This is a genomic window from Microbulbifer sp. GL-2 (genome assembly GCF_007183175.1).
GTDB lineage: Bacteria > Pseudomonadota > Gammaproteobacteria > Pseudomonadales > Cellvibrionaceae > Microbulbifer.
Genome location: NZ_AP019807.1, coordinates 735,961 through 758,764 on the forward strand (window position 1 = coordinate 735,961; position 22,804 = coordinate 758,764).

Consider the following 22,804-nt stretch of genomic DNA (forward strand, 5'->3'; position numbering starts at 1 on the left):
GAGCCCTCTTCAATTGCGACAGAAAGGCCCGACAAACAAACCGTAGCCACCCACACAGGACAGGTTGCGCATCTCTCCAGAGAAGCCATTGCAATCGGCGCCCACTACCGTAGCATTCCCGTACTCTGCACAGACACTGAGGAGGTTCCATGCGCGGCGTATTTCTGGACGCATTGACAATGAAGTTGGAGGAGTTGGACACGTCGGCCCTGCACAACAGTCTAGACCACTGGGATTTCCACGATACCACTTCCTCTGCACAAACTGCCGAACGCATCGCCGACGCCCAGGTGGTTATCACTAATAAGGTAGTATTGAATCGCGAAATTTTAGCGCAGGCACAGCAGCTCAAACTGATTTGTGTGTGTGCCACAGGTACCAATAATATCGATCTCGAAGCCGCACTGGAATTCGGTATACCCGTGCGCAATGTCCAGGGTTACGCCGGCGCCTCGGTACCGCAGCACACACTGGCATTAATACTGGCTCTCGCCTCGCGCTGGCACCTTTATCATCAGGAAGTCATGGCCGGGCAATGGAGCCAATCAGACGTTTTCTGCCTGCTGGACCACCCGGTGGTGGAACTTTCCGGCAAGACCCTCGGTATTATCGGTTACGGGGAATTGGGCAGGAAAGTCGCTCGCTTGGGAGAGGCGCTGGAAATGCGGGTTTTGATCGCCGAGTCCAGCAGTGGAAAAAAGCAGGGGAACCGGGTACCACTGGCACAATTGCAAGCGGAGTCCGATGTGATTAGCCTGCACTGCCCACTTACAGAACAGACTAAAAAACTGATTGATCGCAATTTTCTCGCCGCAGTAAAGCCTGGTGCCCTGATAGTTAATACTGCTCGTGGAGGTCTGGTGGATGAAGACGCTCTCGCCGAATCCCTGCGTAGCGGTAAGCTGGGTGGCGCCGCACTGGACGTGCTCAGCGAAGAGCCGCCACCGGCAAGTCATCCACTCCTGAATAAAGATATTCCCAACCTGATTATCACGCCCCACAATGCCTGGATCAGTCGTGAAAGCCGTCAACGTTTACTGGACGGAGTGGTTGAAAATATTCGATCCTGGAAGCAGGAAACCAGTCACCGGTCGCCGAAAAAATAATTTATCCCCTCTATTATCCATATACTCATCAGAGTCCAAAAATATGATCACAACAAATAGGACTCTGGGCGACTATTTTTTATCTCTCTCCGAAGCCCATACCCAACCGTAAAATATGTAAGTTCACAAAGAGGGTTAGCCTATAAATAGCTGTGAGAGAGGATATAGCTTTTTATAAAAAAAGGGACTGTGCTTATTTTCAATTCCCCTAATAAAAACGCAAGTTTGACTGGGAAATGCCGGGGACGACTATATCATTCCTTGCCAATCAACCCCTGAAAAGGAGCAACCCAATGGCAACAGCAAGATCTCCCCACACAAATTCCAGCAGGGAAAAGCTGCAACAGGCCTATAATCTCGCAGGAGAGGCAGCTACTGATGCTGCGGAAAGCTTAAGACAGAGAGCCAAGTCGTCTGTCGAATCACAGAGACAGCGCGCTTCAGACGTTATGGAAAAAGCGGAGTCTTCACTACGCCAACGCCCGATTCTTGCCGTCGGCTGTGCATTTGTGGTCGGTTGGGCAATCGCCAAGCTTTTTAAATAGCATTTTTCTTTATTTAACCGGTAGGGAAACCCCCAGATGGGAAATGGAAAAAAGTCCGACGCAAATTCCGAACCGGCTGCGCAGGATCGTGGCCGGAGCGAAGCGGATGGGGCTGCCGGCAACGCGGGAGCTGGTGACAACAGCAGCCTGGAAACTACTCTTGCCCGTGCAGAAGCCACTCTGACGCTGCTTACTGCCTGGATCAGTAATATTCAGCGGCTATTTCAGCTGGAGCTGGACAGGACCCTGACTGCCGGCAAGCGCCTTATATTCCTGCAGCTTATGCTGGTCCCCTTGGGCACCGCCCTGCTTATCAGTCTCTGCGGCGGCATAGGTCTTATCGCCTATTATTTTTCCCAGTCGGTCTATATCGGCTTTCTCACTTTCCTGTTGATGCAGATATTTATTTTTGTTGGCGTCTTATTATATCAACGCAAATTGCGTCCGCTGCTGGGATTTGAAGAGACTAAGCGGCAGGTGAAAGAGGCTTTGAGTGATGTCGCTGAAAATTTTAAATAAACAAATTGAGGAGTGCCGCCAAGACGCGGAAAAACAGCGTCGCAGCGCTATACGCTTGATTAATCAGCAACAGAGAGAGGCAAGCAAGCAACTGCGTGCAATCCCATTACCGGCAATGCTCGGCTTGGCTTTTGCCGCCGGATTTATTATCGAGAAATTATGGCAGTTGCCCCGTACCTCACAGATAGTGCAGTTGATGTTATCAATGCGCACTTTCTAGAGGGGGCGAACCCCCTCTCCGACAGCTCTTAGTCAACTTTCTCCACCAGCCAGCTTATCCTGGGTCTTGGTATCAAAATCGCTGGCATCATGGCGTTCATGTAGCTGTGTCTTAGAGTCACCCCAGGTCCGATTCACCATGCGTCCACGTTGTACGGCAGGGCGTTTAGCAATTTCTTCAACCCAACGATTCAGGTGTTTGTAACTTTGGGTATCGAGAAATTCTGCAGCATCATAAGCCTCATTGCGCACCAGTGCCCCGTACCAGGGCCAGATCGCGATGTCCGCAATAGTGTACTCGCGCCCGGCAATAAACTGGTGTTTGCTTAGCTGCTGATCCAACACATCCATCTGGCGCTTTACTTCCATAGCAAAGCGATTGATCGGGTATTCATACTTCTCCGGAGCATAGGTGTAAAAGTGGCCGAACCCACCGCCAAGGTAGGGGGCTGCGCCCATTTGCCAGAAAAGCCAATTGAGGGTTTCTGTGCGTTGCTCTGGAGTATGTGGCAGATAGGCTCCAAATTTTTCCCCCAGATACAGGAGTATCGAGCCGCTCTCAAAAACCCGGATGGGGGGATTGGTGCTCTGATCCAGCAGCGCGGGAATTTTTGAGTTGGGGTTCACTTCCACAAAGCCACTACCAAACTGATGGCCCTCAGTGATACGAATCAAATGAGCGTCGTATTCTGCGCCATCAAAACCCAGCGCCAACAGCTCCTCCAGCATAATGGTCACTTTCACCCCATTGGGCGTCGCCAGAGAGTACAGTTGCATTGGGTGCTTACCGCGGGGCAACTCCTTCTCATGGGTGGCGCCCGCCACCGGGCGGTTGATACTGGCAAACTGCCCACCGCTCTCCGAATCCCAGGTCCAGACTTTTGGCGGGGTATAAGGTCGATCCGACATTTCACGACTCCAACTGAAAATAAGGGGTTGTCCAACAATAGATATGGCCACGCCAATTTACTGTAAAGAGGGGCGCCTGCGTTTATCGGGAAAGTACAAACAGGTTCACTTAATTATCCCTGATTCCCAGCTCCTACCTCGCAAAGTGGCTGAAATAATCCCTACCAAGGTTGTGGACATTAACAAATGTGCCACAGGCCATTGACAGAGATGGGGCGCCACCCCCCCATTCAAGCCTAAGCTTTGCAATCAGAAGCGATCATTTAAAGTGGTTCAAATTGGCCTGCTCCTGACTAGCGGATCTCTAGTCATATTATTGGGCTGGAAGCTGGGGTCCTTCGCCTGCCAGAAGATACCTTCACCGAGTTGAAGGCCCCTTGCGACTCACCCATAATACCGGCCCTGCGCGACATTCGACGGAAGTCGTATGCCCGGAACCTAACAGCACCGGGAATGAGGGCTCCGCCATATCACTCGCGCCATTTCGCCCCAGGGCTTCAACCGGACCTGTTATGACCGATTTCGCAGTCATCCTGCTCAGCACCATCCTGGTCAACAATTATGTGTTGGTGCAGTTTCTTGGCCTGTGTCCCTTTATGGGCGTCTCCAACAAACTGGAGACAGCCGTCGGTATGGCCGGCGCAACCACTTTTGTGCTCACTCTGGCATCAATCTGTTCCTACTTGGTGAACACGTATTTGCTCGAACCATTCGGCATCGAGTATCTGCGCACTATTTCTTTTATTCTGGTAATTGCGGTAGTAGTGCAATTTGCACGCATGTTTATCGAGAAAACCAGCCCCTTGATGTACAAAGTGCTCGGGGTTTTCCTGCCACTGATTACCACTAATTGTGCAGTACTCGGAGTAGCCCTGCAAAACACTATGAAAGCTCACACTTTTATGCAGTCCACCCTTTACGGCTTCGGCGCTGCCGTGGGCTTCTCCCTGGTATTGATTCTGTTTTCCTCCATGCGCGAACGGCTGTTTGCTGCGGATGTACCCCAGCCTTTTCGCGGCGCGGCTATCGGTATGGTAACTGCCGGGCTGATGTCTCTGGCATTTATGGGCTTTAGTGGTCTGGTATAGGGTTACACGATGCTGGACTGGATATCTGAAATCTCTTCCCCACTTCTGGTACTCGGCGGTATGGCACTGACGTTTGGCGCCCTGCTTGGATTTGCCGCCGTGCGGTTTAAAGTCGAGGGCGACCCTCTGGTGGAGCAGGTGGATGCCCTGCTTCCTCAGACCCAATGTGGCCAGTGCGGCTACCCCGGCTGCAGGCCTTATGCGGAAGCCATTGTGCATGGTGATGCCATCAACAAGTGCCCGCCTGGTGGTCAGGGCACAATCAATGAGCTGGCCAACCTGCTGGATATGGAGCCCATGCCGCTGGACGCCGAACACGGTGTAGAGGAAGTTAAAAAAGTCGCCTTTATCCGCGAGGCTGAATGTATTGGCTGTACCAAATGCATACAGGCCTGCCCGGTGGACGCTATCGCTGGCGCAGCTAAATATATGCATACCGTCATTTCCGATGAGTGCACCGGCTGTGACTTGTGTGTGGAACCCTGCCCGGTGGATTGTATTGATATGGTACCTGTGGATATGCCAGTTCAAGGCTGGCACCCGCGGAAACCTGAAGACGGTATCCAGTTAATTGCCTCTGACCGTCGTGGCACACAGGCAGAAACCGGGGGAGGTGCAGTTTGAGCCCCGAGAAAGAAATCCAGAGACAATTGGAAAAATCCCTGCAGCGCGAAGCCGTAGAAGATCGCCGCGCCGCGCGTGAGGCCCAGCTAATCGCCAGTGAAAAGGCTCGAGAACTGCGCCCCAATGATTTTCATGGTGGGGTGCATCCACCAGAAAATAAACAGCAGAGCACCGGCGAACCCATCGGCAGTATTCCCCTGGCCGAAGACCTGATTGTATCCTTGCTGCAACACACGGGCGCGACAGCCCTGCCACTAGTCAAGCTCGGTGACGATGTGCTGAAGGGCCAGAAAATTGCCGAGGCAGATGGCCTGATCAGCTGCCCGATACACGCTCCCAGTTCTGGCAAAGTAGTTGCCATAGAGCCCTGTGCCGTCCCGCATCCATCGGGACTGGTGGAGGACTGCATTGTTATTCGCACCGATGGAAAGGCACAGTGGTGTGAACTGGAGCCCTGTGATGATTATACCCAGCTCAACCGAGTAGAGTTGCTGGAGAAAATCCGGGACAGCGGCATTGCCGGGATGGGAGGGGCCGGCTTTCCCACAGCAGTAAAGCTTGACCCTCACGGTGGTGCGGAAATTGATACGTTAATTATCAATGGTACTGAGTGTGAACCCTACATTACTGCCGACGATATGCTCATGCGCGAACGCGCCGAGGAAATTATCGCCGGAGTCAGTATCCTCTCCTATATTCTCGACGAACCCGAGCGGGTATTGATCGGGATTGAAGATAACAAACCGCAGGCGATTGCCGCCATGCGCGAGGCAGCCAAAGGTACGCACTTCAATATTGTTGTATTTCCCACCAAGTACCCTTCCGGCGGTGAAAAACAGCTGATCCAGATTCTCACCGGCCGTGAAGTACCCAATCAGGGTCTGCCGGCCAATATCGGCATTGTCTGTCAGAACGTGGGCACCGCCAGAGCCGTATACCGCGCCATACATTACGGAGAGCCTTTAATCAGCCGGGTAACCACCGTAGTGGGGCAAGCCCTGGAACGACAACGTAATATTGAAGTACCAATTGGCACACCTATCCACCATATCCTTAAGCATCACGGTATTCATCGCGGACTGATGCAAAAGGTGATTATCGGCGGCCCCATGATGGGTTACACCATCGACGATGAAAGTGCACCAGTGGTAAAGACCACCAACTGTTTGCTGGTACCCACCAAAAAAGAGCTGCCCCCGGCGCCTGTGGCCAAGGCCTGTATCCGTTGTGGCTACTGTGCGGAGGCCTGCCCCGCCTCACTGCTGCCGCAACAGCTGTACTGGTATGCACGCGCTGATGAGCGAGAGAAATTACAGGCTTACAATCTGTTTGACTGTATCGAGTGCGGTGCCTGCTCCTACGTTTGCCCCAGTACCATTCCGTTGGTGCAATACTATCGCGCCGCCAAAGGCACTATCCGCCAGGCAGAGGCTGAAAAAGAAAAATCCGATCGCGCCCGCGATCGGTTTGAGTTCCGTAAGCTGCGCCTGGAAAAAGCAGAGAAGGAAAAGGAAGCCAAACGCGAAGCCCGGCGCAAGGCCGCAGAGCTGGCACGCCAGCAGCGCGAGCAGAATCCTGATTCCGAGGAGGCCAAAACCGGCAAGCAGGAGGCGGATGTTGTCGCCGCCGCTTTGGCGCGGGTCAAGTCCCGCCAGGAAGACCCCCAGCAATTACTCGCCCGCGCCCAGCGTACCCTCTCCAGTGCAGAAAGCCGCGTGGAGCGCCTGCGCAGCAAGCTGGACGCTGCTGATAATAGCCTGCGCGACCAGCTCGCCGCTCAACTCAAGGCGGCCGAACTGAAACTGCAGGAAGCCGAACACAAGCTCACCCTGGCCAAGCGTCGAGCCGATCGTGATCCTGTACGAGAGCCCAGCAATGAGGAAGCCAGTGCCGCTGTTCGCGCAATCAGCAAAGCCCGCGCCGCCGCCGAAGCACGTGCGCAAATGAGCGGGGCGGATAAACTCGCCGCAGATGTCGAAGCTCTGCGTAAGCGAGTATCCAAAGCTGAGGTGCGCTTGCTAAAAGCCCGCGATGAGAACGATGCGAATCTGGAAGCCTTCGAAACCGCCCTGGAGAAGCTGCAAAAAAAATTGGAAGACAAGATGCGTGAACAACAATCGGCACAGGGGGGAGAGCAATAATGTCACTGATACGTGCCACCTCCCCCCACGCCCGCTCCGGAGATAACACCGCCAAGGTCATGCTGCAAGTGGCCGCCGCCACTGCACCAGGCGTGTTGGCAATGGTGATTTACTTTGGCATAGGGGTTCTGATCAATATCGCCTTGTCTGTTATCACCGCCATGTTGTTTGAAGCTGCAGTGATGAAATTGCGCAACCGGCCTGTGGCCTTTTACCTGCGCGACTACAGTGCCTTTGTCACTGCACTACTACTGGGGATCGCCCTCCCACCCTATTGTGCCTGGTGGCTACCGATAGTTGGCAGCGCCGTGGCTATAGTGTTGGCCAAGCACTTATATGGCGGTATGGGCTACAACCCGTTCAACCCCGCTATGGTGGGCTATGTGGTACTACTCATCAGCTTCCCTGTGGATATGACCCGTTGGATAGGTGCAGCAGATGTGATTGGCGGCGCGCCCAGTATCAGCGAAGCCCTCTCCCTGGTCTTCGGCAACTACAACGTGGATGGCTTTACTCGGGCCACGCCGCTGGAAATCGTCCGCCTCAACGAATCGGTTCTGTTATCGCAGCTGTACGAGATGGAGCCTGTTTTCAATAAGGGCACCTTTGCCGGGGCCGGCTGGGAAACCATCAGCTTTGGTTTCCTGCTTGGAGGGTTATTCCTACTCTTCCGCGGCATCATCACCTGGCATGCACCGTTTGCGATGCTAGCCACTCTGACCCTGCTATCCCTGTTCTTCTATGACAGCGGAAGCTCACTTTCCGAGGGCTCGCCACTGCTGCACTTGTTTTCCGGCGCAACTATGTTTGCAGCCTTTTTCATTATTACCGACCCCGTCAGTGGCTGCACCAGTAACAGGGGCCGACTGATCTTCGGTGTGGGAGTCGGGCTATTTACTTATATTATTCGCGCTTGGGGCAGTTATCCTGACTCAGTGGCTTTTGCAGTGCTGCTGATGAACTTTGCCGCTCCAACCATCGACAATTACTCCCTACCCCGCACTTATGGACATAAGCGGCCGCGCCGCGCCACTGACCTGGAGGAGCACTGATGCTCAAACAGTCTATGGCGACCAACGCCACTGTTCTGACACTGTTCGCCCTGGTCACCGCAGGCACCTTGGCGGTGACCCAAATCACCACCCGCGAGCCTATCGAGCGCGCTATACGTGCTGCCTCGGCCAAGGCCCTGCTGGAAATTATCCCCCTGGACCGACACAGTAACGACTTGCTGGTGGATACCTATCCAATCCCCAAAAATTTTTGGAGTCAGCTCGGTCTCACCCAGGGTGGCGATATAAACCTGGCACGAGGAAAAGATGGAAAAATCTCTGCAGTAATCATACCTGCCGTGGCTCCCGACGGTTATTCCGGTCCCATTAAGATGCTGGTCGGAGTAAACCGCGACGGCACCATTGCCGGTGTGCGGGTTACCGGTCACAGCGAGACACCCGGCCTCGGCGATAAAGTTGAACTAAAGAAGAGCGACTGGATACTGCAATTCGACGGGCTGTCTTTAAAGAATCCTCCATCAAATGAATGGAAGGTACAAAAGGATGGGGGCGTGTTTGATCAGTTTACCGGCGCTACGATCACACCGCGCGCGGTTGTCAATGAAGTGCATCAGGTGCTGGAATTTGTTGCGCAGAATCACCAGAAAATTTTCAGTGCGCCAGTTTCCAAACGCGCGGTGGAAGTGGAAAACCCCGAGGTAGAGAAATCTGATGAGACTCTACCAAAAGCGGAGCAGAACTGATGGCGACTCCCGGTTACGCAGAAATCACCCACAACGGGCTGTGGAAAAATAACCCTGCGTTGGTGCAGCTATTGGGGCTTTGCCCCCTGCTGGCGGTAACAGGTACGGTGGTCAATGCTATCGGTTTGGGCCTTGCCACCACCGGAGTGCTCACCTGTTCAAATCTGGCGGTTTCTCTCGTGCGAAGGCAGATGCCGGATACCGTGCGATTACCCGCCTCAGTAATGATCATCGCCACCTTTGTTACCTGTGTTGAACTGCTAATGAAGGCCTTTACCTACGAGCTGTATCTGGTGCTCGGTATTTTTATTCCCCTGATTGTAACCAACTGTGCCATCCTTGGGCGCGCCGATGCCTTCGCCAGTAAAAATCCCGTTCTGCCTTCCTTGGCGGACGGATTTATGATGGGGGTTGGTTTTACTGCTGTATTGATTGTTATTGGTGCTGTGCGGGAAGTACTAGGCCAAGGCACCTTATTTTCAGATATGGACCTTTTACTTGGACCCATGGCAAAAGACTGGGGTATCTCGGTTCTGGGCAGTAATTATCCTGGGGTGCTGGTTGCAGTACTTCCCCCCGGTGCATTCCTGGTCGCCGGCCTGTTAATTGCAGCAAAAAATGCCATAGATTCAGGAATTGAACGTCGCCGCAGCCAGCAAATCAAAATTGTTCCCGGCTCCAAACGCGTGCGAGTTACCGGAAAAATCTCTTAGAGACTACTCGGGTAAACAAAAAATTCATGGCAATCTTTTAGTTTAGAGAAAACCATTTGATTGCCGGCGACTATTTATCAGGCACATTTCCATTTATCCCAATAAAAAATATCCATAATTGGCGCCATTTTTTTCTTTTGGGGTTTAATATATAAGCCCCTGTCACCAAATGCATAAAATTGAGCACTTTTACCAAAAAACAGCCATATAAGGCCCTTTGAGGGTGCAATCCCCGTGTAATCGAATGTAATAGCTTTATTGTCTCTTTTTGAATTCGTTTGGCTAGAATGGCACGACCGACCAGCTTGAGAGTGCTATCGGTGCCAACGCAATAAGAACAGGGATACTGCTATGACTGTAGACAATGGAAAGTCTGATCTGGTCTACCACGGCCGCCGTGCTCAGCGCGCCGACAGCCGCCTGCGCCGCAAGGCCATCCTTGAGGCCACCCTGCGACTGATCGTAAAGGAAGGTATTCGCGGAATTCGTCACCGCGCCGTAGCCCGTGAGGCAAATGTGCCCCTGGCTGCCACGACCTATTACTTTAAAGACCTCAACGACCTGATCAGCGACTCGTTCACATATTTTGTTGAACAGGGATTAGAGAAAACGCGCCAACTTCAAGAAGAAAGTTTCAGCGCTGCCCGTAATCTTTCAGCACAAGAGCGCGCTTCAAACAGCAGCCGCAAATTATTGGCTCAGCAACTGACCCGGTTTGTGCTCACGCATGTCCGCACTCAGGCGGAAGACAGGGATCGCCGCCTTATTGAATTGGCATTCCGCAATGAAGCTCTGCGCAATGAACAACTGACGCGAGCAGTACGCATGTCAAACCATGCACAGGAATCCCTGATTCAGGAGTTCTTCCACCTGCTGGGTCTTACGGATCCCGAGGCGGCAGCACAAATCGCCCACGGCACGATTCTCAAGCTGGAGTATGAAATTCTGAGTGGTACCATTGCGCTTGATTCACCTCTACTAGAGCGCACGGTAACCATGATGGTACGTGGATTAATTCCCGCAGCCGCTCCTGTTGCCGAGGCCGCGGCATACGGCTGACTCGAGTAAAGGGGCTCGGAGCAGGATACAGCGCCACCAGGCACTGTATCTGCTGTCTGCTGCCCTAAGCCGATCTGTTGGTATCCTATGTACAGGTTCCCGGCATTGTTGCCACCCACTGGCGGAGTAGCTCAGCCCCCTCCTCATGAACCAGACTGCGACCCAGCTCGGGCATCATTGCTCCGGGATCAATTGACTCAATGCGGAAGTTCAAAATTGAGTGATCCGGTTCACCGGGCACTATGGCAAACAAACGCTCACCGCTACCGGTACCCGCTGCCACAGGCGGTTTACACAAGCCCAACTTACGTAAATCGGTCTCGCTGTAATTAAGCATCAGGCCAGAAGTGTCAGCCGCACCAGTGGGGTTATGACAGTGGCCACAGTTGATATCCAGATAAGCCCTGGCTCGCGCTTCCAAGGTTGAACGTTCATCGGTAAACCTAGCCAGGCTGGGCAATTCATCTCCTTTCGGAACATCGCTAAGGTAGCCTATCTTTTGCCAGTGCTGCAGCTGGTTTTCACTACCACTGAGGTAGGGATAATCTCGATTCAAGTGTCTTGCCCTGGGACCCAGAGGCGAGATTTCCTTGCCGGTAAAATTATCTGCATGGCAACCAGCACACTGGTTTGCATCCGGTACGACATATGTAAATTCTGAGATGCTTCCCGTTTCAGCCTTTAGTTTCAGGCGACTGGTGTCGCCCGCAATTTCAAAAACTGCCTCTGTTTGCTCCTCATTCCAGACATACGGTATTGCCTGCCAGCCCTCCTCGCGCCTGACTAATAAACGGGTTTCCATCAGGCGAACCCGCTGCATATCCAGGGCTTCACCGGCACGCCCCTCCGCATAATCACTGGTGAAGTCATCTGTCTTCATTACTGTGCCTGCCGCACCCCTGGGATAGTAAAAAGTCTTGGTTAAGACCGTACCCACGGGATAGTCAAACTGCTCTTTTGCATATTGTGCCGAAGTGCCCGCAGGCATCCATACGGTACGTAATTTATGTGCATAGTCGGTAAAAAGGCTCGTATTCAAATCGTAGGGTATTACGCCAGAATTGGGGGTCAGAGTACCGTCGATAATATTCACCAGATTCCAGTCGCTAAGTCGATCAGGGATAGCATCCTCAGTAAACACGACTACCTGTGATCGCGGTTTTTCACAACCGCTTACAGCAAACATTATCATCCCCGCTACCAGTACCGCGGCTCCTGCTTGGGGTATCCAGCTACTCATTTGCGCCCTCTAATACTGCCAGGTGGTCATTTGTCTTCTGTTCCTCTATCTCCTGATCAAATTCCAGGACAATCTGGGGCAATTTTTTTAGCTGGCATTGATGCGCAGAGATATCAGTAGAAATATTCTGGTAATCATTAAGAAAGTCGACATTAAGAATGCCAGCATCAGCATTGTCGATACACAACCTCAGATGATCTGGCAAGGTTCCATCAACTACTTTTTTCTGGTCCACAACGCCATCCCAAAGTACATCAGGAATACTTCCCCCCAAACCAAAGCGCGCCAGCTTTAATGCTTTAAGCTCCAAGTGATCTGGCGAAGACCCTCCACCTATAAAATGATTGTCATAAATATAGATACCCTCTGGATAGGGATCGAAGTCCTGTTGTGTGGATTTATCGCTATAGTACCCTGCCGTGAAATAGCTGCTAACTACTATATTGGCGGTATCATTATCCGCTATTTCATTCGAAAATATCTCGACATTATCGTTTGAGTTGATTACGACCCCTGAACCTGCAGGAACTGCAGCTACTGGAGTCCCTTCATGACCAAAATTTGAAGTGTTATTTTTAAAGATTTTATTGTTGTAAATACGTGTACTATGTCCGGGCTGGGGCAAATTCGGCATATTGAAAACCAGGACACCACCCGTATTATTAGTCGCCACATTACCGTACACATCCGCGCCGATTGTATTCTCTATCTCGATGCCAGCCACATTAAATTCAGCGCGATTATTTCGCACTATTACATTTCTTGATTGCCCAACATAGATCCCTGCGTCAGACGCACCTATAGCGACGGAGCCTTCTATCAAAGTATTTTTTGTCTGTACCGGATAAATACCATAGGCCCCATTACCTGTAGCCGGCCCATTGGTCCACTCGACACGAACATTGCGAATTACAATATTCTCACCTTCATTTACTTTCAATGCGTCACCGATAGTGTCCTCAATAGCAAGATTTTCAATAGTGAAATTACTTGCATTGACCAGCAACCCCTCCGCCCCTTGAATCTGCCCTTTAAATGACAAGATCGATTTATCCATACCCGCACCGCGAATAGTGACGCCATCTACATTCAGAGAAAGACTGCGGTTAATTTTAAACTCCCCTTCAGGAATCAATACCACATCGCCTGATTTGGCAGAAATCAGCTGCCTGAGCAGTTGTTTTTGAAAATCTGGATTGGCATTAACGTCAGGATCATTTATTTGTCTCGATTTATCACCGGGAGAGCATGCCGAAGCAAATATCACCGCCAATGCTACTCCCACATAGGATAAAGTTTTCATAGTTTTCCTTTTATTTGAATTATTATTGATAGATATTGGAATCAGCCTTTAATGGGTACGACTGTACCAACTAGATTGCACAAAAAACTCTATTGCGTAACTCTACCGATACTATCCAACCAACACTCCCGCTTCAAGACACTATTATTAACGAATCGATAAATTCTACGGGCTAACATCAGCAACTCCCGCGTCACTGATAGTTGGCACGATAGATTCAGGGGAAACTAAAGAGATGCAATTTGCCAAGCTGCTCCTGCTCTCCACAATCCTATTAAGTGGTGCCACTTTTGCCGAACAATCACTCAATGTAGAGGTGGTGACTCCTAATGGCTTAACCTTCAAAACAGGGCAAATCTTGGGAGAAGAGTTTGCAGAAGGTAGGTCCAACCAAATATCTAAAAAAATATCTCCAACAGGATATCAAGCCATTCGTTGTGGTGGTCCATGGGGGGCAGTGAAGTATAGGGTGATGCTATCTAATGGGCCTGGCCTGAAGATTAACAACAGCAAGGACCACATAGTCATACAGGTTATTGAGTATTCAGTAATAAGCAAAGACCAGGCAATTGCAACAATGGGTATCCAATGTGTTGACACTGAACCCACCCAGATCTTTAGATCGATAGAGGAGATTAAACTAATAAAAAATATTGAAAAACAGGAAAAAATCAACTTAAGCAATGGGTATACTGTCAAATACCATTACACTCCCCAATAATACATATAGGCATTGCCACTTATCCGATATAAAATTCCTGGCTCGTGAATGAATTTTATGATTCTCATACATCACTCCCCCACATTTAGAAACTTATACACCACACTTAAAAAATGTGATATTTCAGACCACCCCCATAACTTTCCCCCTCTCATAACACACCCTCATCTTGCAGAAGGAGGAATCCAGCAGCAAAATAAAGTCTCAGAAACTTTTTAACAAATCCATACATAGAGGCAACGCTTTTTTCTACACCCTTCATTTCTGAAACATTTATCGAAACGCCAGACACGCTTACCGAGTTCAATACAAAACCCACCAACACCTTTCAAATAAAAACCACACACGGACAGATTAAAACCTACTTGGCAATATAACTACCAGGAGCAAATTGCTGAGCAAGGTGAAATGATAATGCATATATTATGGCGCCACTATTATACGCTATACCACCAGCGCGAATGCGAATACAGATGGGGCATAAAACTTAATTGAAGGAAAGGAAAGAAAATAAGAAGACAGGAAATTTAATATAAAAAATATCGTATTTAACTTCCAAACAAAGCCAGTTTGGCAACTGCTTGTAAACTGGCTATTTAGTGGGAATTTATCTATTTAGTGAAAAACTGGTTCGGAAACATAGCTCCAAAACAATACCGTTCCAACCATAATCAACACTGCCATTACTAGAGAAACAGTGATAATGGCACTGGCAAAAAGAAATCCACGTTCTTCAGAAACTCCCATAACGATGGGAATCCCCAAATATAGTAAATAGACTGCATAGGCAACTGCAACAGTAGCCAGGAGAATATCCAGCCACAATAGCGGATATACACCGGCAACACCCACTAAGAATATTGGTGTGGCGGTGAAGCCGGCAATAACAACCCCCTTCAACGGGTGTGTTTTAGCCCCATAGGTCTTAGCCATCCAATGGATAAAATATCCAATTGCTACAACAGTCAGCACCATAGTGCAGTAGAAAACTGCCACTAACTCCAGCGCACTTTGTCCGGTAATTCTGACAGGTTCACCACCACCAATACTCCAGCCAACCTGGGTCGTGCCAAAATACCATGCCGCTGCCGGAAGCAACGCCAAGATAATCACATAGGGTAGCTGACTGCGTAATTTCTTCTCGGGGAGGCTGCCGATCAGTTCCCACTGCCTGCGGGGCTGTATCATAAGGCCGAACATATGGATCAACATTCCGTTTTCCTCACGTTCTGTAAGGAACTCTGAGTGTGACCTACTTGCTCAAATTGATCTTGAAACTGCTGGTCAAAATGAGGTGTACCACTAAAAGGCCACCCTCGAAGCTCCAGTTCATTTCTTCTTTTATCGCCCTAGTTGTAGGATCTAAAGTCGTTCAAGTCAACAATATGAAGTGAATTGGCGGAAATGCTCACATGAGCGTTTCTAGTGGAAACATTTAATCGCTCGGAATTGATACAAATTAACCCGGTAAGATCAAGACACTAGTAAATAGAAGAGAGAAGAAGCTGTGAGAAAATAATCTGGCACAGTCCCGATGCGGGTAACCGGTTAGAAAACCAGCTACCCAAGAAGAGATTAGAGCATCAGATACTCACAGGCTTAATGCTATGCATCCAGCCAAAACGGTCAGCCACCCGCCCTTCCTGAATATCCAGGAGTGCCAGGCGAAGGTGCTGAGCCACTCGGCCTGGCGCCAGGGAAAGCTCATAGGAGCCACTTTCATCACCAATCAAACTAATAGGGCTAATTATCGCTGCTGTACCACAGGCAAATGCCTCGGAACAGGTACCGGAAACTACTTGCTCCAGCAGCTCATCAATATGGATCGCGCTTTCAACCACGCTGTACCCGAGATCCTTGGCCAGCTCGATCAGCGAGAACCTGGTAATCCCTTCGAGGATGGAGCCATTCAGCGCCGGAGTGTGCAGTTCCCCATCAATCACTGCAAAAAAATTCATGCCGGACAGTTCATCTACGCTACTGCGATCAGAGGGGTTGAGCCACAGGGACTGATCAAAACCACGCTCTTTAAGGCGGCCAATACTCAATAGTGAACTCGCGTAATTGCCCCCCACCTTGGCATCCCCTGTACCTCCAACTGCGGCCCGGGCATCTTCCCGCTCCACCCAAAGACGCATGTTACCGGAGTGGTAAGCCTCTGAGGGGCTGGCGATAACGTAAAATTCATAAGAAGTACTGGCGGATACCGTCAAGTCTGCCTGAGTGCCCATCAGGAAGGGGCGCAGATAGAGAGACTCACCGCTATTTCCTGGCACCAGGTTCGCACAGTAAGCAGCAACAGTACGTACACCGTCGAGGAACAGGGACTCGGGTACCGGGGGCATACACAGGCGTTTGGCAGAATAAGCCATACGCTGCGCATTCTTTTCCGGCCGGAAAAGGGCGATACCCTGTGACGCTCGATAAGCCTTCATACCCTCGAAGCACGACTGAGCATAATGCAGCACCTTGGCAGCCGGGTCGACAGACAGCGGTGCATAGGGGATCAGCTCACCAGTACTCCAGCAGCCATCCTGACAGACGGCACGAAACATCACAGGCGCCATTGCCGTCCCAAAACCCAGCCTCTCAGGCATTTCATATCCACGCAGGCTCAGAGCTACGTCAGGGTCGATATAGATGCTCACCAGCACTCTCCTCTCATTCCAATCGGCTGATTATGGCGCCTGTCGCGCTGCAATCCAAATAAGTTGACCATGGGCATAGCAGGCGCAGTAATAAGCCCCTAATAAAGCATCAATAATTAGGATGAAGTCCTGCCCCAAAACATTACCGGGTGTAACTCACTGCACCGGATGGAATAGTTCATCGGCAGTGTCAGCAGGCGCCCAAGTAAGCCCGGCAAATTTTTGGCATCTGCTTGCCGACCTCGACCATTACTATTTCTCCCAGCCTGCTAAACCAAAAGGGTGGTCGCAGGCACGCTGGCCAAGTGAGAGCTGGTTGGTTGAAGTCTCCGTCACAATCCCTCTGATGACAGATTGTGCTGGCTATACTGTTTAATACGCAGCCAGGAGCGCAAGTATAAGCATCCGGATGCGTCTTCCTCGAAGGCCCCAAGAGCGAAACCCATCGCCGGCCCTCAAGGTTGAAATAGAACCACATTTCAGGAGAGAGCTTCCGCCGCGGCAACTATTTTGCCCCATAGGCGGAAACGAGACCCACACATCCTGCGAAACAGCTCAGGCTTATTTCGCGGTCGTGGGTAATGAAAACCGGAATGGAAGTGGTTCAATCGTGACACAGATAGATACCAGCAATTCCCTTGCTATCGGCTTGATGTTTACAGCCACAGCACTGCTGTGTAACAGCGCCAATGCAGCAGAAGGCGCACCTGTGAGCCCGGATACCAAAGCCCCTCCCCAGGCATTCATTGAAGCCGCCTCCAAACCCTTAAAGAAGAACCGACGACAACTTCGTCCATCTGAAGCGGTAGAGAGTTATCGCGAGCGTATTGAAGAGCTGGAGGCACAACACGGTGCCTATGGCGCGGGTATTGATGAACAACTACTTGGACTGGCAACAGCCCTGCAAAGAGCAGGCGCACACAAAGAGGCCGCCAGTGAATTCCGTCGCGCGATGTTGGTGAACCGGGTCAACGAGGGGCTCTACTCCCTCAATCAAATTCCGATGATTGAACGGTTGGTTGAAAGCCAGATTGCTCTGAACCAGTGGGAGGAAGCTAACGACAACCAGCAATACCTTTACTGGCTCTACGAAAAAAACTACGGTGAAAAAGATCCCCGTATGCTGCCTGTAATCAACAACTTGAGCCGCTGGCACCTGCAATCCTACGTTGAGGAAAAAGGTGAAACTCTTGTCGAACACCTGATTAACGCCACTAAGTTGTATACCTTGGCAGTAGATATTATCACCAAAAATTTTGGTTCCAGTGATCTGCGCCTGGTGGATGCTCTACGCGGTTTGAAGGCTACAAATTATTATTTGGCTACCTATAAAGGTGAGCCGCAGGCACCAATTATCGTTAACACCAGTTTTGGCGGTGGTGGTCCCAATACCCACCAGCGCAATAAAGTGGACCACTACCGGATGAAAAGTTTCAATACCGGTAAAAAGGCCATTACCCGCATTGTCGATGTCTACCAGAGAAACCCCCAATCCCCACCGGCGGCCTCAGCAAAAGCAAAAGTGGAACTGGGCGACTGGTACATGATGTTTAACAAATGGCACTCAGCTCGCCAGACATATGGCGAAGCCTACCAAGCTCTCTGGGATAACGGCGCCTCCAACGATGAAATCGAGGATATTTTTGGACGCCCCGTTGCCCTGCCGGCGCTGCCAATATTGGATTCCGACAGCAAAGCCCTGGCCAATTCCCATATTACAGTTTCATACGACGTCACAGCCTTCGGCAAAGCACGTAATATCAAGGTGTTAAGATCCTACCCCTCCGGTAAAGTGCGTGTCCGCTCCAAGGTTCGCAACATATTAAAACGCGCCAAATTCCGTCCACGCTTTGAGGATGGTGAAGCAGTGGAAACCCGCGGAATAGTACAGAGATTTGTCTTCGACTGAGAATTTCGCCGCATAGCACTTTGGTAGCGGTGTGGAAAACGCGCAAATAATCAAATAACAACTATTTTTAAGTTTCCACACCGTCTACTTGTCGGACCGACAAACTCAGGTAATTGTTCACCGACTCGCCTGCCGGGGCACGCCGCCAAGCACTCTAGGAGAAAACAGATGACAATTCGGAAAGCGGTTCGAAAAGGTCACCGCCAGCATATTGGCTGGCACGCTCTGTTCTCCGTCGCCCTATTATCTTCGGCGATTGTTGGGTGCAAGAGCCAGCAGACGCAGTCACAACCTCCTGCAATGCCGTCAATGCCCTCTTCCAGTTCACAGTCGCAGTCGCAATCTCAAAGCAACTCTTCATCCAGCAGCAGCTCGCAGAGTTCAAGCCAGTCGCAAACTGCCAGCAGTAGTGGTGGCCAGCCACGAAGTAGCTCCTCCAGTCAACCCAGTACAAGTATGCCAAGCGCGAAGCGAGAGTCTCAGCGCAGTAGCGATACGGCCTCTGCCGAAGGTCAATCATCCAGAGAACGTTCGGCGGGGAATTCCATGCCGGATTCCGATTCCCGCAGTCGCTCCTCTTCCACCCCGGTTTACAGCGATTCGGAGCAATCTCAACAGAGTCAAAATACACCATCAGATCCTTCATCTGGAGATGAGGGTACTCCTCCAGACGAAATAGATTTTTCTGAAGAAGAGCAAACAGCCTCATCTTCGAGCTCCTCATCCAGCAATTCCGCATCTAGCAGTTCTTCCAGCAGCGCATCCTCCAATAGCAACAGTGCCAATGCAGGCCAGCCGGGCAACAGCGCTGACAGGGCGGGCAGCGCACCAAATGAAGCCCCCAATTCAGCCGCTGAACAAGTTGCGGAACTGGAGGGCCGCTTCGAATCCACCATGGTCAGCTATGACGGCATGATCCTGCGCGAGCGCGATTATGTACGAAACAGGCCCGGCTCCGCCTCCACTGAGGGCGAAGAGGAGGCCATGGATGAAGCTCCATCGGGGGAATCTCTCGAAGACCTGATTGAATCTGCGGAAGCCGAAATTCCCGCACCGCCCGGAAGTGGAACTCCCACAGGTGGAGGGCCTCAGCAAAATAACTCCAGTGGCCAGGTTACCGGACCCGGATTACCTACTAAAGGTCGCCAGGGCGATTACAATCACAGCGGCACACAAGCTGTGGTACCCGCCGATATACCCAACGGCACAGATGACGACGTGGTGGCAAGACAAATTCGTGAGGCAGCCACAAGGGAAACAGACCCCGAGTTGCGGGAAAAATTATGGGAAGAGTACCGAAAATATAAAAAAGCGACCAAGTAGTTACAGAGGATGCCTGTATGTCATTTTCCAAGTCTATTTGCTTCAGCGGCCACTCCTTTACGGCACGCATTTTTATCGTATTGCTGTTCTCAATAGCCACGCTGTTTTTCACTGGCTGCACCACTACAGAAGTGCGAACCACAGCATTTACTCCTCTTACCATAGAGGATAAAAATATTACTGAAGAACGCCTACTGGATGTAGGAGTAATTCAGTTTAATCCCGGCCTCGAAACCACCGAGGCCGACGAGGAAACCCTGGTTTTTCCTGAATTGCGTCAGGCGGAATCGCGATATATGGCAGTGACTCTGGCTGATTCACTGCAATCAAGCCTTGGCTGGGGAGCTGTGCGAGTTATCCCATCTGCCCGAACCAATATCGATGTAACAGTTTCCGGCCGAATTCTCCAGTCGGACGGTGAATCCCTAACAGTCGAAATAACCGTTGTTGATTCCCGAGGGCAACTTTGGTTCACCAAGGAATATAGCGAAAACGCTTCACACTACGCCTACGACCGTAAGCACCCCACCGAAGGGGATGCTTTTCAGGGAATTTACAACCGTGTTGCCAATGACATGCTGGAATACCGGCAAAAACTCTCAGACCAGCAGATTGTTGAACTTCGCACCATTTCCGAGATGCGTTTTGCCCGCAGCTTCTCCCCTGAGGCTTTTGATCGATATCTGCACCAAAGTGAAGATGGTATCTACTATTTAAGCGCCCTGCCCGCGGAAAATGACCCAATGTTGGCAAGGGTGCGCAAGATTCGCGAACGAGATTACCTGTTTGTAGACACCTTGCAGGAATATTACGGCACGTTTGCAAAAACCATGGAAGTTCCCTATCAGGAATGGCGCGCGCGCAGCTATGAGGAAGTGCGGGAAATGCGCGAATTAAAGCGCAAGGCCCGCAACCATACCATTATGGGGGCAGCCGCCATTATCGGTGGTATTGCTGCAGCCGGAGCCGGTGGTGGCAGTGCCCAAGCTGCGGGTCAGGTTGGCATTGGAGCAGGTGGTTACCTGATCAAAAGTGCTTTTGATCGTCGCGCAGATGCCAAGATGCATCTGGAAGCCCTGCAAGAACTGGGCGATTCAATGGAAGCTGAGGTCGAACCTCAAATTGTTGAGCTGGAAGATCGTACCGTAACTCTTACCGGGTCTGTGGAAAACCAATACCGTCAGTGGCGCGAACTCTTAAAGGAAATCTACGAAGCTGAAACCAGCTCATCCAACAACAATATCTAGTATCACATCAAATATTAACCGAGGTAGAGCAGCAAATTTTTTCAACCATTTGTTAAAAACCCAACATCTTCACTGGGAACATGAATAACACGGCGGAACCATTATGCAGCACCGCGATAACGCCAAGGAAGATATAGCCCCAATTGAGCCCGCCGAGTTTACCTTTGGCGGTGAGGAAGCTCATTCCCCCAAGGCTACAAACAACCGTACAAACAAGCCTAAGAAAGAAAAGTCTTATGGGCCGATTATAATTGGCACTGTCATGCTAAGCGGTCTTGTCGGTGTATTCTGGGGGCTTCCGCAAATGGTAGAAAAACCTCAAATACGCAGTGTTCATACTGACCCAATTGCGGCCACCGGTATCCACCCCCCCCCTGTCCAGGCATCCCCCTATACCGATGCTGAAATTATGCAGCAACGCCGGGACGTACAAAAAATTCTGCAGGATATCCTTGCCCTCAAGGAAGAATTAAAGGAACGACAAGTAGAGCTGTGGGCATTTGAGGACTTCTATACAGCTGAGGATTTAGCACTTGAAGCTGACGGTCTCTACCGCAAACGCCAATTTATGCCTGCTCTGGAAAAATATCGCGAATCACTACAGGCACTTGAAACCCTGCGCGATAGTATCCCCGAGCGTATTGAAATACACCTTGCCGAAGGTACCAGGGCACTTGACAAAGGAGAGCGTGATTCGGCGGAGGCCGCATTCAAACTGGCTCTCATAATTTCAGAGAATCATCCCAGAGGGTTAAAGGGGCTGGAGCGCACTGATAGCCTTCCAGTAGCCTGGTGGAAATTTACTCTCGGAAAAAATGCGTACCTGAACGCAGACCTGGATCTCGCCAAAAAATCACTGAAAAAATCACTTTCTATAGACGCGCAAACCTCTCTTGCCCAAGAGTTAATGGCAAAAGTAGAGCTGGAAATTATCGAACGCGACTACCAGAATGCCATGTCAGCAGGTTATGCCTCTATCGCAGATAAAAGTTTTGAAGCTGCAAAAAAATATTTCAATCAAGCCCGTAAACTGAAACCCAAAGCCAAAGCCCCTGGTATCGGCTTGAAACAAGCCCAAAATGGTGCCGAACAGGCCAAAATTGATGAACTTCTCAGTCAAGCGAGAGATCAGGAACAAAAAGAGGACTGGCATAAAGCCCTACGCAGCTATACCACCCTGGTAAAAAAAGATGCCAGCTTGGTTGCTGCAGTAACGGGAAAAGCCCGCGCTACTGCCAGGGCCCAGCTGGATGATCAAATCCAGGACCTCCTGAAAGACCCCCTGACTCTAGGCGATGGAAAACGCAACCACTTTGCAAGGAAAATACTAATTGATGCACGTAAGCTCAACACGCAGACACCACGATTAACACAACAGATCGAAGACCTTGAGAATGCCCTGACCCAGGCATTAATCCCCCTTCCTGTACGTTTTAAGTCTGACCGCAGCACCAGTGTCACTATTTATCATGTGGGAAGGCTGGGCAATTTTGATCAGCGCGAAATTGCACTGAAACCCGGTCGTTATACTGCCGTTGGCACCCGAGATGGTTACCGAGATGTTCGGCGGGAGTTTATCGTCAAGCCCGGAAAACCAGTCACCGAAGTTGTCATCCAGTGTGCGGAGAAAATTAACGGCGCTAATAACAGCTAAGCTGAAGAACCTCTAATGCCTCGTAAAATCAAAAAAACAGGTTTTTTCGCATTGGGGCAATGCCTGAATAGAAACACCTG

Annotated in this window: 22 protein-coding genes; 16 read left to right on the forward strand and 6 right to left on the reverse strand. The window is 50.7% G+C overall.

The annotated features are described in order from the left end of the window. Positions 1 to 9: 9 nt before the first annotated feature. Entirely contained in the window at positions 10 to 174 is a 165-nt protein-coding gene (locus tag GL2_RS21405; RefSeq protein ID WP_172621042.1) for a hypothetical protein, read from the reverse strand. Here GL2_RS21405 and GL2_RS03315 point away from each other — a divergent pair. From GL2_RS03315 to GL2_RS03330, 4 genes are all read left to right on the forward strand, one after another. Continuing rightward, positions 150 to 1,106, forward strand: coding sequence for a D-2-hydroxyacid dehydrogenase (locus GL2_RS03315; protein WP_143729292.1), 957 nt, complete (start codon positions 150 to 152; stop codon positions 1,104 to 1,106). The genes GL2_RS21405 and GL2_RS03315 overlap by 25 nt on opposite strands. A gap of 293 nt (positions 1,107 to 1,399) precedes the next feature. Beyond that, positions 1,400 to 1,651 carry a hypothetical protein gene (locus GL2_RS03320; protein ID WP_143729293.1) on the forward strand — a complete coding sequence of 84 codons (252 nt, stop codon included), beginning with the start codon at positions 1,400 to 1,402 and terminating at the stop codon, positions 1,649 to 1,651. Between the two features lie 36 nt (positions 1,652 to 1,687). After that, positions 1,688 to 2,170 carry a hypothetical protein gene (locus tag GL2_RS03325; protein WP_143729294.1) on the forward strand — a complete coding sequence of 161 codons (483 nt, stop codon included), beginning with the start codon at positions 1,688 to 1,690 and terminating at the stop codon, positions 2,168 to 2,170. Next, entirely contained in the window at positions 2,148 to 2,390 is a 243-nt protein-coding gene (locus GL2_RS03330; protein ID WP_143729295.1) for a hypothetical protein, read from the forward strand. Before GL2_RS03325 ends, GL2_RS03330 begins: the two co-directional genes overlap by 23 nt. A 32-nt stretch (positions 2,391 to 2,422) precedes the next feature. On the opposite strand, the gene yghU is transcribed toward GL2_RS03330, so the two are convergent. After that, positions 2,423 to 3,298 (reverse strand): glutathione-dependent disulfide-bond oxidoreductase, encoded by an 876-nt coding sequence (gene yghU, locus GL2_RS03335; protein WP_143729296.1) that lies wholly within the window; start codon positions 3,296 to 3,298, stop codon positions 2,423 to 2,425. A gap of 512 nt (positions 3,299 to 3,810) precedes the next feature. On the opposite strand from yghU, the gene rsxA reads away from it, so the two are divergent. The 7 genes from rsxA to GL2_RS03370 all read left to right on the forward strand — a co-directional run bounded on the left by rsxA (position 3,811) and on the right by GL2_RS03370 (position 10,679). Then, on the forward strand, positions 3,811 to 4,386 hold the full coding sequence (gene rsxA / locus GL2_RS03340) for an electron transport complex subunit RsxA (protein ID WP_143729297.1): 576 nt from the start codon (positions 3,811 to 3,813) through the stop codon (positions 4,384 to 4,386). Positions 4,387 to 4,395: 9 nt separating this feature from the next. Further along, the gene (rsxB, locus tag GL2_RS03345) at positions 4,396 to 5,010 is read left to right on the forward strand and encodes an electron transport complex subunit RsxB (RefSeq protein ID WP_143729298.1); all 615 of its coding nucleotides are present in this window, start codon (positions 4,396 to 4,398) and stop codon (positions 5,008 to 5,010) included. Positions 5,011 to 5,123: 113 nt separating this feature from the next. Next, complete coding sequence (rsxC, locus tag GL2_RS03350) at positions 5,124 to 7,151, forward strand: electron transport complex subunit RsxC (RefSeq protein ID WP_370452162.1); 2,028 nt, start codon at positions 5,124 to 5,126, stop codon at positions 7,149 to 7,151. Further along, positions 7,151 to 8,203, forward strand: a complete 1,053-nt coding sequence (locus tag GL2_RS03355; protein ID WP_143729300.1) for an RnfABCDGE type electron transport complex subunit D — start codon at positions 7,151 to 7,153, stop codon at positions 8,201 to 8,203. The genes rsxC and GL2_RS03355 overlap by 1 nt, the downstream gene beginning before the upstream one ends. Next, positions 8,203 to 8,907, forward strand: coding sequence for an electron transport complex subunit RsxG (rsxG, locus tag GL2_RS03360; RefSeq protein WP_143729301.1), 705 nt, complete (start codon positions 8,203 to 8,205; stop codon positions 8,905 to 8,907). Before GL2_RS03355 ends, rsxG begins: the two co-directional genes overlap by 1 nt. Further along, the gene (locus GL2_RS03365) at positions 8,907 to 9,620 is read left to right on the forward strand and encodes an electron transport complex subunit E (RefSeq protein ID WP_143729302.1); all 714 of its coding nucleotides are present in this window, start codon (positions 8,907 to 8,909) and stop codon (positions 9,618 to 9,620) included. The genes rsxG and GL2_RS03365 overlap by 1 nt, the downstream gene beginning before the upstream one ends. 351 nt (positions 9,621 to 9,971) lie before the next feature. Then, on the forward strand, positions 9,972 to 10,679 hold the full coding sequence (locus GL2_RS03370; protein ID WP_143729303.1) for a TetR/AcrR family transcriptional regulator: 708 nt from the start codon (positions 9,972 to 9,974) through the stop codon (positions 10,677 to 10,679). 85 nt (positions 10,680 to 10,764) lie between these two features. Here the strand turns inward: GL2_RS03370 and GL2_RS03375 are convergent, their stop codons facing one another. Continuing rightward, positions 10,765 to 11,919: an SO2930 family diheme c-type cytochrome gene (locus GL2_RS03375; RefSeq protein ID WP_143729304.1), complete on the reverse strand. Its 1,155-nt coding sequence runs from the start codon at positions 11,917 to 11,919 to the stop codon at positions 10,765 to 10,767. Beyond that, entirely contained in the window at positions 11,912 to 13,222 is a 1,311-nt protein-coding gene (locus tag GL2_RS03380) for a parallel beta-helix domain-containing protein (protein ID WP_143729305.1), read from the reverse strand. The genes GL2_RS03375 and GL2_RS03380 overlap by 8 nt, the downstream gene beginning before the upstream one ends. A 235-nt stretch (positions 13,223 to 13,457) precedes the next feature. On the opposite strand from GL2_RS03380, the gene GL2_RS03385 reads away from it, so the two are divergent. After that, entirely contained in the window at positions 13,458 to 13,943 is a 486-nt protein-coding gene (locus GL2_RS03385; RefSeq protein WP_143729306.1) for a hypothetical protein, read from the forward strand. Between the two features lie 615 nt (positions 13,944 to 14,558). On the opposite strand, the gene GL2_RS03390 is transcribed toward GL2_RS03385, so the two are convergent. Beyond that, the gene (locus tag GL2_RS03390; protein WP_143729307.1) at positions 14,559 to 15,155 is read right to left on the reverse strand and encodes a Yip1 family protein; all 597 of its coding nucleotides are present in this window, start codon (positions 15,153 to 15,155) and stop codon (positions 14,559 to 14,561) included. Positions 15,156 to 15,526: 371 nt separating this feature from the next. Next, the gene (locus GL2_RS03395) at positions 15,527 to 16,591 is read right to left on the reverse strand and encodes a branched-chain amino acid aminotransferase (protein ID WP_143729308.1); all 1,065 of its coding nucleotides are present in this window, start codon (positions 16,589 to 16,591) and stop codon (positions 15,527 to 15,529) included. A 610-nt stretch (positions 16,592 to 17,201) separates the two neighbouring features. Here GL2_RS03395 and GL2_RS03400 point away from each other — a divergent pair. The 4 genes from GL2_RS03400 to GL2_RS03415 all read left to right on the forward strand — a co-directional run bounded on the left by GL2_RS03400 (position 17,202) and on the right by GL2_RS03415 (position 22,724). Further along, a complete protein-coding gene (locus tag GL2_RS03400) occupies positions 17,202 to 18,500 on the forward strand; it encodes a tetratricopeptide repeat protein (protein WP_143729309.1) in 1,299 nt (432 codons plus the stop codon). Between the two features lie 168 nt (positions 18,501 to 18,668). Then, entirely contained in the window at positions 18,669 to 19,823 is a 1,155-nt protein-coding gene (locus GL2_RS03405) for a hypothetical protein (protein WP_143729310.1), read from the forward strand. A gap of 17 nt (positions 19,824 to 19,840) precedes the next feature. Further along, a complete protein-coding gene (locus GL2_RS03410) occupies positions 19,841 to 21,070 on the forward strand; it encodes a hypothetical protein (protein ID WP_143729311.1) in 1,230 nt (409 codons plus the stop codon). A 103-nt stretch (positions 21,071 to 21,173) separates the two neighbouring features. Next, entirely contained in the window at positions 21,174 to 22,724 is a 1,551-nt protein-coding gene (locus tag GL2_RS03415; RefSeq protein WP_143729312.1) for a lipopolysaccharide assembly protein LapB, read from the forward strand. Positions 22,725 to 22,804: the final 80 nt, after the last annotated feature.